Origin of the sequence: Acinetobacter sp. 226, assembly GCF_048147925.1 — a bacterium.
In the GTDB taxonomy this organism is placed as follows: domain Bacteria; phylum Pseudomonadota; class Gammaproteobacteria; order Pseudomonadales; family Moraxellaceae; genus Acinetobacter; species Acinetobacter pecorum.
Genome location: NZ_JAYWYX010000039.1, coordinates 1 through 12265, shown reverse-complemented (window position 1 = coordinate 12265; position 12265 = coordinate 1). Strand labels below are relative to the sequence as shown.

General features: G+C 42.2%; 18 protein-coding genes and 1 pseudogene. All 19 read right to left on the bottom strand.

Annotation, left to right across the window (positions count from 1 at the left end):
- Positions 1 to 300 (bottom strand): hypothetical protein (locus tag VXP95_RS14380; protein WP_416712279.1); only part of this gene is annotated, 300 nt, incomplete at its 3' end.
- The gene (locus tag VXP95_RS14375; RefSeq protein ID WP_416712278.1) at positions 297 to 3392 is read right to left on the bottom strand and encodes a tape measure protein; all 3096 of its coding nucleotides are present in this window, start codon (positions 3390 to 3392) and stop codon (positions 297 to 299) included. The genes VXP95_RS14380 and VXP95_RS14375, both read right to left, overlap by 4 nt.
- Before the next feature lie 102 nt (positions 3393 to 3494).
- The gene (locus VXP95_RS14370; RefSeq protein ID WP_171255725.1) at positions 3495 to 3668 is read right to left on the bottom strand and encodes a hypothetical protein; all 174 of its coding nucleotides are present in this window, start codon (positions 3666 to 3668) and stop codon (positions 3495 to 3497) included.
- Between the two features lie 104 nt (positions 3669 to 3772).
- Positions 3773 to 4264: a hypothetical protein gene (locus VXP95_RS14365; RefSeq protein WP_416680549.1), complete on the bottom strand. Its 492-nt coding sequence runs from the start codon at positions 4262 to 4264 to the stop codon at positions 3773 to 3775.
- A 346-nt stretch (positions 4265 to 4610) separates the two neighbouring features.
- Positions 4611 to 5174 (bottom strand): hypothetical protein, encoded by a 564-nt coding sequence (locus tag VXP95_RS14360; RefSeq protein WP_416680551.1) that lies wholly within the window; start codon positions 5172 to 5174, stop codon positions 4611 to 4613.
- Between the two features lie 70 nt (positions 5175 to 5244).
- A complete protein-coding gene (locus VXP95_RS14355) occupies positions 5245 to 5619 on the bottom strand; it encodes a hypothetical protein (RefSeq protein ID WP_416680553.1) in 375 nt (124 codons plus the stop codon).
- 84 nt (positions 5620 to 5703) lie between these two features.
- A complete protein-coding gene (locus VXP95_RS14350) occupies positions 5704 to 6030 on the bottom strand; it encodes a hypothetical protein (protein WP_416680555.1) in 327 nt (108 codons plus the stop codon).
- 92 nt (positions 6031 to 6122) lie between these two features.
- Positions 6123 to 6575 carry a type II toxin-antitoxin system VapC family toxin gene (locus VXP95_RS14345; protein WP_416680556.1) on the bottom strand — a complete coding sequence of 151 codons (453 nt, stop codon included), beginning with the start codon at positions 6573 to 6575 and terminating at the stop codon, positions 6123 to 6125.
- The gene (locus VXP95_RS14340) at positions 6572 to 7303 is read right to left on the bottom strand and encodes a hypothetical protein (RefSeq protein ID WP_416680558.1); all 732 of its coding nucleotides are present in this window, start codon (positions 7301 to 7303) and stop codon (positions 6572 to 6574) included. The genes VXP95_RS14345 and VXP95_RS14340 overlap by 4 nt, the downstream gene beginning before the upstream one ends.
- A gap of 164 nt (positions 7304 to 7467) precedes the next feature.
- Positions 7468 to 7758 (bottom strand): tape measure protein, encoded by a 291-nt coding sequence (locus VXP95_RS14335; protein WP_416680560.1) that lies wholly within the window; start codon positions 7756 to 7758, stop codon positions 7468 to 7470.
- 92 nt (positions 7759 to 7850) lie between these two features.
- On the bottom strand, positions 7851 to 8609 hold the full coding sequence (locus VXP95_RS14330; RefSeq protein ID WP_416712277.1) for a hypothetical protein: 759 nt from the start codon (positions 8607 to 8609) through the stop codon (positions 7851 to 7853).
- Complete coding sequence (locus VXP95_RS14325) at positions 8609 to 8779, bottom strand: hypothetical protein (protein WP_416680563.1); 171 nt, start codon at positions 8777 to 8779, stop codon at positions 8609 to 8611. Before VXP95_RS14325 ends, VXP95_RS14330 begins: the two co-directional genes overlap by 1 nt.
- A gap of 9 nt (positions 8780 to 8788) precedes the next feature.
- Positions 8789 to 9211, bottom strand: coding sequence for a hypothetical protein (locus tag VXP95_RS14320; protein WP_191730650.1), 423 nt, complete (start codon positions 9209 to 9211; stop codon positions 8789 to 8791).
- On the bottom strand, positions 9186 to 9701 hold the full coding sequence (locus tag VXP95_RS14315; RefSeq protein ID WP_191730651.1) for a phage virion morphogenesis protein: 516 nt from the start codon (positions 9699 to 9701) through the stop codon (positions 9186 to 9188). The genes VXP95_RS14320 and VXP95_RS14315 overlap by 26 nt, the downstream gene beginning before the upstream one ends.
- 7 nt (positions 9702 to 9708) lie before the next feature.
- Positions 9709 to 10152, bottom strand: a complete 444-nt coding sequence (locus VXP95_RS14310) for a gp436 family protein (protein ID WP_191730652.1) — start codon at positions 10150 to 10152, stop codon at positions 9709 to 9711.
- Positions 10153 to 10159: 7 nt separating this feature from the next.
- Entirely contained in the window at positions 10160 to 10519 is a 360-nt protein-coding gene (locus VXP95_RS14305) for a hypothetical protein (RefSeq protein WP_416712276.1), read from the bottom strand.
- A gap of 10 nt (positions 10520 to 10529) precedes the next feature.
- A complete protein-coding gene (locus VXP95_RS14300) occupies positions 10530 to 11609 on the bottom strand; it encodes a major capsid protein (RefSeq protein ID WP_416712275.1) in 1080 nt (359 codons plus the stop codon).
- 5 nt (positions 11610 to 11614) lie between these two features.
- Positions 11615 to 11986: a hypothetical protein gene (locus VXP95_RS14295; protein ID WP_034171155.1), complete on the bottom strand. Its 372-nt coding sequence runs from the start codon at positions 11984 to 11986 to the stop codon at positions 11615 to 11617.
- Between the two features lie 3 nt (positions 11987 to 11989).
- A pseudogene (locus VXP95_RS14290) lies at positions 11990 to 12265 on the bottom strand (hypothetical protein); the annotation flags it as partial.

Here is a 12265-nt window from a genome sequence, read left to right as displayed (position 1 = left end):
GACGGTGAATTGCCGGCTATCATGTGGTTGCTCAAACTGCAGTTTGAAATTCTCACCCTGCAGCTTGGACCACTCCAAGACAGTCCGTAGTTCACGCAGCTTGATCCAGCCCATTTGCGGATCTGCTGGCTCTAATGTGATTGGTCGGCCCGACTTCTTTTTGCCTTCCTGAATGATCAAAGTGCCATCCATGGCATAGGCTTGATTCTGCTCAATGGCCTTCCAGGAAAATTCATCAGGCCATAAAAAACCGTCCTCTAATGGGACGGTTTCTGATGTGCTTAAGCGAATAAGCTTCATGTGGATTTCGCCTGTATTTTTAATTGATTCACAAGTTCATTCATTAAGGATTCCTGTCCCGCAGGACCGCTAAATTTCATCTGCTTGCCATTGAAGTCAAAGTTATAGGTCACTTCTTTGGCAGGCTGATTAGTGTCTCTGACAGATGGTACTGACGGAATAGACGGCGCATAGTCGCTTAAACCACTGGAACCAGTTGAAGCGACATTGATAGAGCGAAGCAATTCATTGATCTTGTTGGTTCCGTGCTGAGTGGTCAGACCATTAGCGGCTGCCCGATCAAATTCAGCATTGATCAATGCTTTCATGGCTGGATTACCATCTTTACCCAGTCCTTGAGCCTTGGCATCCCGATCAGCTGCCATCGCTTTGGACCAGATATCACCAGCCAGTTTTTGAGCTTCCTTATCGCTATACCCCTTACTTTTCAGCTCGGAAAGTACTTCATCTCTGGTGTATGAGTCATAGCCATAAATGCCCTTGCTTAATGCATCGCCCTGTCGCTTCATTTCCTTATTGAAATCACCTTTAGCTTTATTGACTGCATCAGCCCAGGCTTCGGTTGAAGATTTAGCCTCTTCCCGTGCGATCTGACCTGCATGACGGAAGCCATCACCGATACCGCGCGCAGAGTCTCTGACACGGTGATTCGCTTTTTCCCATTCATCCATGGATTTGATCGCAGTTTTCCCAGTCTCATCTACCTGAACCTCTAAATCCAAAGCTGAGGCTTGAGATCTAGTGAAACCATCCACGATACCGCCATTAGCTTGAATGGCTACATCGGCATATTTCCTGAATGCTTGCTGAAGTTGATCAGTTGAAGCCTGGCCACTTTTAAGCAAAACCTCATATGCCGCTTTATATTCAGCAGCTATTATTTTGGCTTCATCACGAGACCGCAAACCAAATATCGAAAAGGCCTCATTTACAGAGTTGACGCCTGCTGTCATCTCATCAAGTTGGCGATTAATATTGAATGCCTGAGCTTCCACTTGCTGCAAAAGCCCATTCACTACAGTTTCACCAAGCTCACTCTTAAGGCTGTTGATTTGGCTTCGGATAGCACCAAGTTGCTGAATAGTTTCAGCACCATTGACTGCCTTGCTGATCGATTGGTTGAGTGCAAAAGCGGTATCAAGACCTTGGCGCTTTAGTTCATCAAGACTACCAATAATGGTTTGAATATCATTTATTAGTGATCTTGATGCTGCCGACCCTTTTCCTTGGAGTTGCTCGAAACTATATCCGGTACGCTCCACAGCCAAGATCATTGCTTGTTCAGCAATGAGTGCCATCTTCTGAGCTTCAAAAGAAGTACCAGCAAAAGCAGCCTTTGCATTTGCTGAGAACACCACAAGGTCTTCAGTTGCCATTGCAGCTTTAAGCGATACCTTGAGTTGTTCAGCGGTTATCTTTCCCTGCTGCTCAAGTGCCACCAGGGCTGTTACTGAATCATTAATACCTTTTGTGGAATCAAACACCAAAGCATCTTGAAGCTTTTCGAGTGAATCGGTTACTGACTCGCCTTTTTTAATTAACTCATCAAACGCTGTAATAAGCTTTTTTGATTCTTCTGTTAATTGGTAGGTCTTATCTCTGGCTTTCTCTGCGGCAGCTGCCTGCTCTGCCTTAATTTCGGCCGCCACTTTAGCTTGAGCTGCTTCGAGAAGTTGCTGTTTCTCTAGTTTCTCAATAGCTTCGCCATAACCCATTGCTTTTGCGGCAGCTTCACCCATCCACTCTCCGAGTGGGGTAAGCATGCCGACAACAACCACACCCATCACACCGAGTGAGGTAATAGCAATACCCAAGGTGCCTAGACGGCCTACCAAGCCCATTAGGCTTGTACCAGCAGAGGCAGTAGCTGTTGCTGCAGATGTTGCTAACTGTCCTTTAGCCACAGCAGTTGCTCTAGTTGCGTTAGCGTTCGCTATTTGCGCCTGCGTATTGGCTACAACCGAGGTGGTTTCTTGAGTAATAGCTAATGATGCAGCTTTAACGCTATTCGCTTTATCCAAGAACATTAGACCGATGTTTAGAGCCTTATATGCTACAAATGCCTGACCAGCCAACATCAACGTAGAGACAATCGTATCCAAGTTTTCAGCAACAAACTTAATAGCTTCTGCAACTTTAGAGCTTGCACCAGTAGCAGCATCCGCCTCACCAATATAAACCGTCCATGCAGTTTTAAGATTTTCAATTGATGCACCGATTGTTGTGGGGAATTTAGCGAATTCAGCACTAATTGCTTCGCTTTGGCTTAATAAAGCCTTTGTTACAACATCAGTTGTAAGCTTCCCCTCACCAGCCATTTCGCGCAATTTACCGGTGGTTACATCAAGCCCATCAGCCAACGCTTGAGCTAATCGTGGCGACTGCTCCATGATCGAGTTGAATTCATCACCGCGAAGTACACCTGAACCTAATGCTTGGTTAAGTTGAGTAATAGCTGCTTCATTGGATGCGGCAGATCCACCGCCCACCTGAATGGCTTTGTTAATTGTTTCAGTTAAAGAAAGCGCCTGTTCTTGCGGCCACTTCATCTCTTGGCCAATCTTGGTTAGTCGAGAATATAGATCACCAGTTGCGGTTAAATTAGAGTTGGTATTAATGGCGACATTTTTAACATCATCCATGGCTTTTTGTAGATTGCCATGCTCTCCAATTGCTATTGATAGACGACCAGATAGGTTTTTATACTCATCGGCAGTCTGTGCAATTTCCATTGCCGTGGTGCCAATACCGAGAGCAGCTAAAGCCCCGGTTAGAGCATTAAAGCCGATTTTTAAGCCCTGCAACTCCCCTGACGCATCTTTTGAAGCCTGCTCTGTTTGTTGTAACTCTTGTGATGTTGCTTCTAATTCTTTATCAAGCTGCTTTACTTGTTGAGCTGTCTCTTGAGATTGGTTGCCAAGCTGATCTACCTCTTTTGTTGCACTATTGGTATCACCTACAACACTGGCTGATCCATTCTTAAGTGCTGCAAATGCATCCTTTGCTGCTTTCTCTGACTGATGCATATTGGAAACAAAAGCTTTTGTATCCGCATCCATCACCAGCTTAAATGTTAAATTCTTACCAGACATGCTGACCTCTAAATTTTAGGTACTAAAAAAGCGCCTAGAGGCGCAGCAGATATAAAAAAACCGACCTCTTATTGGGTCGGCTTTATTTAGTTGAATTCACAATTACATTCCTAAGTAAAATTTGGCGACCTGTATCAGGAAAGATGCAGCCATTATAAAAACTGCAATAAAGGCCAAGTGCCAAAATACTTTCACAAAATTCTCTGGTTTTAAGTTCATTGCTTCCATTGTTGCTCCTAGAAACTTTAATGAAAATTTGTTATCCTTGTCGCTCATTTATGGTTTTTAATCCTTTTGGGTTGGAAACAAAAAAGCCCATGATTACGAGTCACGGGCTTTTTGCTTTTTTGGTACTAAAAAACCACCCGAAGGTGCTTTTGTTAACTACACTTGGAAGACCAAAGTCTGTCCATTATTTGAGGTGTAAATATTGCATCTTTTGCATCAGACTCAATGATTACACTCTTATCTTCTGGGAAGTAGATATAGCGCGAAAAGCCTGTATATCCACCCATTCTGTTTTTGGCGTTTACCTCACCACAATTACCCTTTTGATTTCTAAATTTAGCTGAATCGGAATCTATTAAGCCATCTTTAACCTTTTGGGCGGCAACTTCAATTTGAGCGCGCTCTTTATCCTGTTCTGCCTTTTGATTAGCCTCATTAAGCTTAATGCGATCTAATTCAGCTTGAGCTTTCTTTTCTGCAGCAGACTTGGCAGCGTTTGCAGCATCAATCTTTTCCTGCTCTAATTTTTGCTGGTGAGCAATCTCAGCTTGTTTTAGTCTTTCAGCTGATGCCTTGTTGCTTTGATGCATAAAATAAAACATACCGGATGCCAAAACTAAAAGACCAATGATTAAGTATTTCATTCGGCATCCCTCTTAAATATTACGCCATAAGATTTTCACAATTCTGTCTCGGCATAAAATGACGGTGTACTCCTGTAAATCTACCTGTTTTACATATTCGGTAGCTGCACAGTGAAGTCTTCCATCTTCCAGGACGTAGAATTTCGGCTTACCTAGCTCAAGTTTACTTTTAAGTGCCTGATGGCTATCCCCGATTTTTACTAGATCACCAGATGGTGTGCGGATGCTAGTGGTTGTCCTTTCTGCATACGCGAACCCCGACACCAAACATAAAGCTAATAATAATTTTTTCACACTAACCCCCTAAATAGTTATTTACGCATCATAACTTTAGGGAGATGCTTGATCAATCAGAGACCATTTCTTTTTTAAATGATTCAAAGCCTTTTTTATCGGACTGCGCTACACGTCCAGCAATAGCAGAGTTGAAGATTCCCTGCTTGTACAGCTTGTTTGCTGCCTTGATATAGCCCTGGAATGCGCCGTAGGTCATTTCCATGATTTCGCTATGCTGATGGCCCATTGATACCAGAAACTGAAATGAATCAAACCAGGTGGATTCTGTAGCTGGCTTTTTAACACTGCGCCTTGGTTTTTCGTATTTGAAGTAAGCCTGATTGACCAGAAGCACCGCTTTAAGTAGATCTTTAAATCCCTGTTCATCAGTAGCAAGTTCCACCAGTGATTCATTGTCCAGATCAGTAACACAGCCAATAGTCGAAATGACTTGCACGCCGTGAGCCTTGAATAGCCCTGTCAAAATCTCATCTGAATGATTTTGGTCTTTGATGAAGTTTTTCAAAACTTCAGCATGCATTGCCCAGGTGTCAAAGTCTTTTATCTGGATCTGGCGGACTTCGATATCATTAATCCGGATGCTGCGATTTGTTGCTAAGAAAAAATCATTCATGATGGGGTCCTGAGAAAAATTTTAGATATTAAAAAAGCACCCTAAGGTGCTTTTTTGATCTGATTATTTATTAGAATGCCATGGCTACTAACTTAGTAAACGTTTTACTATCAGTGGTGGCTAGCATTTTTCGCCCATCTTTAAACTTCAAGATGAACGTGACATCCTTACCTTTACCACCAAGCAACAAGCCCGCAAGCAAACCAACTGGGCCTAGCAGTGCTGCACCAGCAACACCCCACCCGACTGTACCACCTATTCTTTTTACATTTTCTTCAGTTGCTACAGTTATCTCTTCAATTTCGACACTGGAAAATGACTGAACATTACCAGAAAAACCATCACCTGCCGCCCATGGTGCAGAAATTGTAAAAACCCCACCCAATATAGTGATTGAGCCCTTACCCTTTGTGAAGTCACCAGCATGTATAATTAAGTTTGCCATTATAATTCCGTGATTTTTAAAATTATCAACAAACAAGATACTAATTAAATAGATAAAAAGAAACCTCCCGAAGGAGGTTTGGTTTCATCTAACCCATTTTGGCAACTGGCCATGTTTCTTCAAATATTTTTCATCATGGCGACCTGAGACATCCCAATAAAAAAATACAGCAAGTACCACTGGGATAACAAGTTGCCCCCAGAATAACCAACTTATATTTTCTGAAATAAAATTTTGAAGCGGATAATTCCCGAAATAATTAAAACTATGTGCCAATTTTAAAACAGGTATATAAAAAATCGCTGACAAAATTACCAATGCGGAATAAAGCAAAGACAAGTACTTCAGTTTTGGAAACTCTCTATAAGCACAATCTATTTTAGTTAATCTAAAATCTAACCACTCAGGCATGGCAACCTCATAACTTATTTTATATTCAACTTATACTATAAATTGCTGCTTTTTCAAGCACTAAAGAACCTCTCTGGAGAGTGGCTTGTGCTTTAAATATTATCAAATAAATCTAATCCAATTTTTAACTCATTTCTTGAAAAAACTTTTAAATTTAATTCAAGATTTTTGACGCAACTAAGAACACCTTTATCCTCGGACAGTAATATTTCAGCACCATTCGAAAGCGCGATCGCTATTATCTGCAAGTCAACTTTGACTCTTTGTTTATCACTATTAAGAATGTCTTTGTGAAGCTTACTGGATAACTCTCCACAAATTAAAGCGGCTTTTTTATCAAAGATACCAGTGAGGACTTTATTGTGTTCGTATGACAATAATTGCATGCGACGCTTATTAAAATCGTGCGCTGTAAACTCAGCAATCACAGGAGTTGGAATTAATAACGTTGCACTATTCTGATGTAAGAAAGTTTCTAAATTGTTATGTACAGCCCTATCAGAAACCAAGTGAATCAAAATATTATTATCAATAGCAACAATCACTCATGACGCTCCTTAAGCCATTCTGCTATAGGGTCGTCAAACTCATTCCAACCACTATCCCCAGCATCCTTGAAATCATTAATCCAGTCTAAAATATTTCCATCTTCAATTTCTTGAATATTATCAGCAGTGAACTCAACAAGCTCTAGATCATCATAACTTCTATATCTATATTTTGCTTTACCAATGAACTGCAATTGATGTTGTGTACGCCATTTATTACCCAAGCTCATCGACAGGGCTGGTGATATTGCAACACTAACATTTTTTCCTGCTATTGTTTGAACTTGGATGTGATCAGTCTTATCACTCCCCTCTTTAAGTCCAATTACCCGGCCACGAATAGCCTCTTGTTGAGTAAAAAGAAATCCTTCTTCCTTTCTCTTAAAGTCATATAGTTTTATATATTCATCATTAGCAGAGGTCTTGTAACGCAGCAATGTACTTGCTTTTGGGTATTTATTTAAAAATTCTGTAATTGTTTTATAAGCACCAGTTTCATCATTAACTGATTTGTGAAAATTTGCGATTTTCTCTTCAAAATACTGATAGTCAAACTTGACGCAATAGTCTGCCGATCCTTCTTTTACATCTCCCCATACAAGATTCTTAGAGCCTAGCAACTTACATAAAGATTCTAATAACTTTGCTGAATCAAGAGGGTTAATTTCTTTAAGCTTTATACCTCTAACATATAAAGAGAATGTGTATTCTGTTTCATTAGACATGATACTCACCCCCTATTTAATGTTATGGATTTATCACTAATGCTATATTAGCATTTGCTGTAATTTAACATCTTTACATTTTTGTTCAATAGATTAGAAAAAATATATGACACAGAATGTCGTTAAAAAAGAAACCAACTCACGCTGATTCCTTACTCATTTTCTCACCCATTCACATCATAAAAGTAAGGCTTTCCAGTAGAGGGATTGATTGGTGATAGTACGGTTTTTAATATCGCACTTTTTAATTCATTAATCTCAATTTTACCGCGCTGACCAACATACTGACGAAACTCACCGCGACTTACCCCATAAGATTTAACCAATTGCTCACTGACTAACGGCGCATATTCAGCAATCTGATTAAGTGACTCACAATCCAAGGGCTGACCTTTTAGGTGCAACTCAATCGCCTCTATGAGTAGTTCTTTGTTTATATCCATCTTCTCGCCCATGCTTATAATTCTGCCTAAATTATAACATTGATAAAAACACAGGCACAAAAAAAGACGCTAATGCGCCGTGGAGTTCTTTGTGCCTGTGTTTGTTAGACGGCTGCTGGAATTGTCACAACATGGCCATATAGACCTAATGCTGGATCTGATTCTTTAGTCACATCCGATAAAGCCTGACCTGAAATTTCATACTGACCCAGTTCTTCATGGATCAATGGGAAAGTGGTTTCTGGTGACTTCTTGGTACGCCATAGCGTTACAGCCACATGCTCACCGTTTGCAGTATTAATTCCCTTAAAGAAGAGCTGATACTCTTTTTCAAAGTCTGATGCCAGAGTAGTACGAGTTACAGCACCAGTTTCATAACTTGCCAGAATTGGCATGGTTAAGTCAGCCACATCATGGAAAATCACTGTGCCAAACTTTGCATCAAGTGTGTAGCTTTCCAGATCGACCGTTTTGGCTGTCCCGCTGGTTGAATCCTTGAACGAAACGGTTTTCAGGTTATAGCCATCAAGTTTGATTTCTTGACCCGCGACTACAGTACCTAAAGACACATCTGTTTCGGTTTTAGTTGCCACAGTATGATTCATACCTGACAAGATATATTCAAGGTTCTCAGGAGTAACTTCTTCTAACTGCCCGGAGAAGTTGACTGATGTGGTAGTAATCATGGTGAAATCGGTAGTTCGCTTACCAGACATTGATTCCTGATGCTCAATGACATCAGCACCGATCTCTAACTCAAACTCGGGCACGTTACCAATATGGCGCATTGCACCAGCAACACCATTCACAATTTCTGCCAGGTAGAACTTACCATGTAGAGAAATATAGTTGTTCTTAGCCATTACTTTTCATCCCCTGTGCTTTTCTTGGCTGGAGCTGCTTTAGGTTCAGGTGCTTCCTGAATCACGCCATCTGCCACTAATTTTTTAATTTGTGCATCATCAAGCCCGCCGACTACATCGCCTTTTTGAAAGCGACCGACAGGCTGTAATGCTTTGTATTGTTTTGCCATGACTGGCTCCTAAATGAATTTCTGTGATTCAAAGATAATCGTGATATATGCAAAGCCTGGACTATACCCATCTCGTACCGAAATAAAATCCAGTGCTGTACGTGATGCCAAAGGTTGCCAGCCTGACAGAAGCTGAATAACTCTTTCAGTCAAAAGCCCCGCTTCATCACTTACCGCCCGACCATCGGTCATCTGAGATTGAGCATTGCGACATGCCACCGTGACCGCCCATTGCTGGCCGATCTGGTTGATGCTTCCACGACCTGCACTAGCTTTCTTGTCTATACGGACAAAATTGACATGTGCTGACGGAGTGACCTGTGACATCTCTGTCACGCTGACTGAATTCAACGGCGTGTAGATTTTTAGAAATTCTGGAATCTCTTTCAGCTTCTCTGCAATCTCATCACGCACCGCGAAGAAGGTGCTCATCTATAAAACTCCCGACAATGTCTAAAACCATGGCTTCATCTTCTGCATCAAGACCGAGTTGAGTCCGAGGCGGTAAAATCGACTGCTTAACTTTCCGATATTGACCACCCACTGCAAAAGTAATGTATTGGCCATTCTTAGGTAGGATTGTTGCGCCATAATGCAGATGAGGTGCGTACGCCACATCTGTACCCACCTCCACACCGCTTGAAAGAACATTGTGTGTGTAGGAATTCATGAGGCGGCCAGTATCACGCAATGTTTCACCAACGCCCACACCATTACGTCCTTGCAGCTTGGCTCTCCATGAAACCTTCCATGGGTTACCATCCACACCAGTACCGGTTAAAAACCGATGCTGAATACTATTCACAAGCCCAGCACCAATCTCATCAAACAACTGGTTCTTTAGCGAATCAAAGTTACCTAATTGGTTAAGCACTGCTTCAATAGGTGAGCTATCGGCTTGAATGGTTATTGCAAAAGCCATAAACACCTCACTTCATACTGGGCATCATGTCTAAAGTGGCATCACCAAATACACCACCGGTGTAACTTGTACCGATGGGTGCTGTTGATGGTCTGCCTTTGGGTTGGTCGTCGCTGATTTGGTTACTGGTATCTAAAATTGCCAGTGAGTTTTTGCCATCCCGTACACCCTTTAAGAAATCTATCGCCATCTTGTAGCGTAGTTCAACTGCCTCAGGCGCTGCTTCAAAATGGAGTTTATAGCGTGCTATATCACACACTAGTCGCTTCAAATTATTAGGTACATTTGGCAAGGGCAATGGGTAACGTACTGCTAGATATCCGTCCACCTCCTCACAAGCATCCTGCAAAGAAATTTCTAATGGATCTGAAACATCAGCAGGAAACATGAGCGCAAGGTTAAGTACGTTTTCACCAAATCGAGCGACTAAATCAGCTTTAGTCGCGTACATAGATCACCTACTTGTTTTCGTCAGCAGGCTTTGGGTCTGCTTTAGGTTTTGCAGCAGGCTTCGCCTTTTCAAGTTCAGCCATCTTGGCTTTAAGCTCAGCAATTTCTTGCTCGGCTTTAGTCTTGTCAGCAGTTGCCGTCTGATTGGCTTTGGTTAAGGCTTCATTGGCTGCTGTTAGCTCAGTATTGGCTTTTTCAAGTTCAGCTAAACGTGCAGCAGTACCATCTGCCTTAGGTTCTTCCGGCTCTTGATATTCTTCAATAGCCCCAGATGCTAAAAGGGCCTGAAGTTGTTTAGCTTCAAGCCCTTTGATTTCATCACCTGGCATAAAATGCCCAATGGATTGTTTTGCTGTGTACTTCGGCATGTCTTGCTCCTTATAGGGTGATAAAGCCAGTACCACCAACGACACCGTTCTTATTAGACGGCACAACCAGTGGAGCAGATTCAGTCATCAGCATAATGCCGCTTGGATCTTCGCAGTACCATTGACGGTCAAAGTACTGTTGAGCAACGCCGTTGGCCAGCATGTTCTTGATCTTACAGTGAGCTACTGAACCATTGGTATCGGAGATCAATGAGAAGTAATCCTTAGGAATAAAGCGCTTCACCTGACCTTTGTTACGGTAAGTTGCGTCATACACCCAGAATTCAATTCCATCAAAAGTACCCTTGAATGTCGCAGATTCTTTGACACCAAAGCTTGGATTAACTGGAACAGAAATACCAGCATACGGCGTGATGAACTCTTTCTTAAACTCTTCATTGTTCCAGAGAGCTGCCCAAACCAAGCCAGACATAACAGATAGCTTAGCTTCACCACCATCAGCAGCCAATTGACGTTCAAGCATGGTGCGGATATCCGTTACAGGCTTGGCACCCGCTTCATTCCACTTGGTTAACGGCGTATATGTCAAAGACGCATCACGACGGTAATCCACCAGGTTGAGCTCATAATCATCTGAGTGAAGCGTGTATTTACCATTTTTCAGTAAATCGATAGCCATCATCATGACTGAGTTATCAATCGCATCATGGTTGCGCTTCATCACTGAGATTTGAGCAATGATCATTTGCTCTTGCTCAGATAGTCGCTGGTTACCAGTTGAGATGATACCTGCAGTACGTAAACGCTCAAGCAAGGCAATTTCAAAAGTTTCTGCCGGATTGACCTGATTCTTTGGCTTGTAGTAAGCCGGTTTAACGTGGCGTACTTCACCAGATTGAGTAGTATCAAATGGCTTACCAGGCTGTTGCGGTGATACCAGTGGTGCCAGATCATGTTCAGCTGATAATTCAGCCAGTGGCACATCATCACGCGTGAATAACGGGCGATTAGGGAAAAGCTTATCTAAAAGCCATGTGTCCATTGGACGGTAATTCGAGTGGATCAGTGCCAGCTCACCCACATCAAGAAGTTCAAGTGGAGCACCTTCAATATTAAAAGACTGTGGCATGTTGTTTACACCTTAGAAAGTTCGATTTTGTTTTTAGTTGCCTGTGCACGCGCTGCATCATATTCTTCAGCAGCAAGCAAAGTCCCATTAAGCGATACTGCTTCAATACTGAAAACCCCGCCGTAGTAGACCGGAATTTCAATTCCATCAGCGGCCTTGATTGTGGCTTCTGCAGCTGTAACGTCTTGGCCGCAGATCACATCCCATGTTTTCTCATCAGTAGCGTGTGTGAGTACATTCGCATCTGAAAGTGTAAGTAAGTCGCCTTTTTTATAGGCTGTAGCGGTAGTTACTTTGGCATTGGCACGTCGTAACTTTTCATTGTCTAGGACCAGCTTTTTAGACTGGACCGTAATTTTTGGAATAACCTGGCTCATGAATTATTTCCCCTTGTTTTGTTCTGCGAATGCTTGTGCACCAGAAGTGAATTTGTGAGTATCAGTGTTAGTAGACTGGTTACCCTGCCCCGGATTAGCTTGATGAGTGAACAAGTGAGCAAATGCTGGATTTACACTTGGTGTTTGTTGTGTCTGTGGTGTAGCTGGTGGTTGCTGGCTACCTGCAGAAAATTGGCGAAGCTGTTTGGCAGTAAAGCTAAAAACTGAATCATCCATATTGGTATAAGCCGTTTTATCTTCAGCACTAAACTGTGTTTT

Excerpts from the sequence above, each read along its gene's own strand:
- VXP95_RS14375 (WP_416712278.1), bottom strand. The coding sequence starts at position 3,392 with ATGTCTGGTAAGAATTTAACATTTAAGCTGGTGATGGATGCGGATACA.
- VXP95_RS14370 (WP_171255725.1), bottom strand. The coding sequence starts at position 3,668 with ATGAGCGACAAGGATAACAAATTTTCATTAAAGTTTCTAGGAGCAACA.
- VXP95_RS14365 (WP_416680549.1), bottom strand. The coding sequence starts at position 4,264 with ATGAAATACTTAATCATTGGTCTTTTAGTTTTGGCATCCGGTATGTTT.
- VXP95_RS14360 (WP_416680551.1), bottom strand. The coding sequence starts at position 5,174 with ATGAATGATTTTTTCTTAGCAACAAATCGCAGCATCCGGATTAATGAT.
- VXP95_RS14355 (WP_416680553.1), bottom strand. The coding sequence starts at position 5,619 with ATGGCAAACTTAATTATACATGCTGGTGACTTCACAAAGGGTAAGGGC.
- VXP95_RS14350 (WP_416680555.1), bottom strand. The coding sequence starts at position 6,030 with ATGCCTGAGTGGTTAGATTTTAGATTAACTAAAATAGATTGTGCTTAT.
- VXP95_RS14340 (WP_416680558.1), bottom strand. The coding sequence starts at position 7,303 with ATGTCTAATGAAACAGAATACACATTCTCTTTATATGTTAGAGGTATA.
- VXP95_RS14335 (WP_416680560.1), bottom strand. The coding sequence starts at position 7,758 with ATGGGCGAGAAGATGGATATAAACAAAGAACTACTCATAGAGGCGATT.
- VXP95_RS14330 (WP_416712277.1), bottom strand. The coding sequence starts at position 8,609 with ATGGCTAAGAACAACTATATTTCTCTACATGGTAAGTTCTACCTGGCA.
- VXP95_RS14325 (WP_416680563.1), bottom strand. The coding sequence starts at position 8,779 with ATGGCAAAACAATACAAAGCATTACAGCCTGTCGGTCGCTTTCAAAAA.
- VXP95_RS14320 (WP_191730650.1), bottom strand. The coding sequence starts at position 9,211 with ATGAGCACCTTCTTCGCGGTGCGTGATGAGATTGCAGAGAAGCTGAAA.
- VXP95_RS14315 (WP_191730651.1), bottom strand. The coding sequence starts at position 9,701 with ATGGCTTTTGCAATAACCATTCAAGCCGATAGCTCACCTATTGAAGCA.
- VXP95_RS14310 (WP_191730652.1), bottom strand. The coding sequence starts at position 10,152 with ATGTACGCGACTAAAGCTGATTTAGTCGCTCGATTTGGTGAAAACGTA.
- VXP95_RS14305 (WP_416712276.1), bottom strand. The coding sequence starts at position 10,519 with ATGCCGAAGTACACAGCAAAACAATCCATTGGGCATTTTATGCCAGGT.
- VXP95_RS14300 (WP_416712275.1), bottom strand. The coding sequence starts at position 11,609 with ATGCCACAGTCTTTTAATATTGAAGGTGCTCCACTTGAACTTCTTGAT.
- VXP95_RS14295 (WP_034171155.1), bottom strand. The coding sequence starts at position 11,986 with ATGAGCCAGGTTATTCCAAAAATTACGGTCCAGTCTAAAAAGCTGGTC.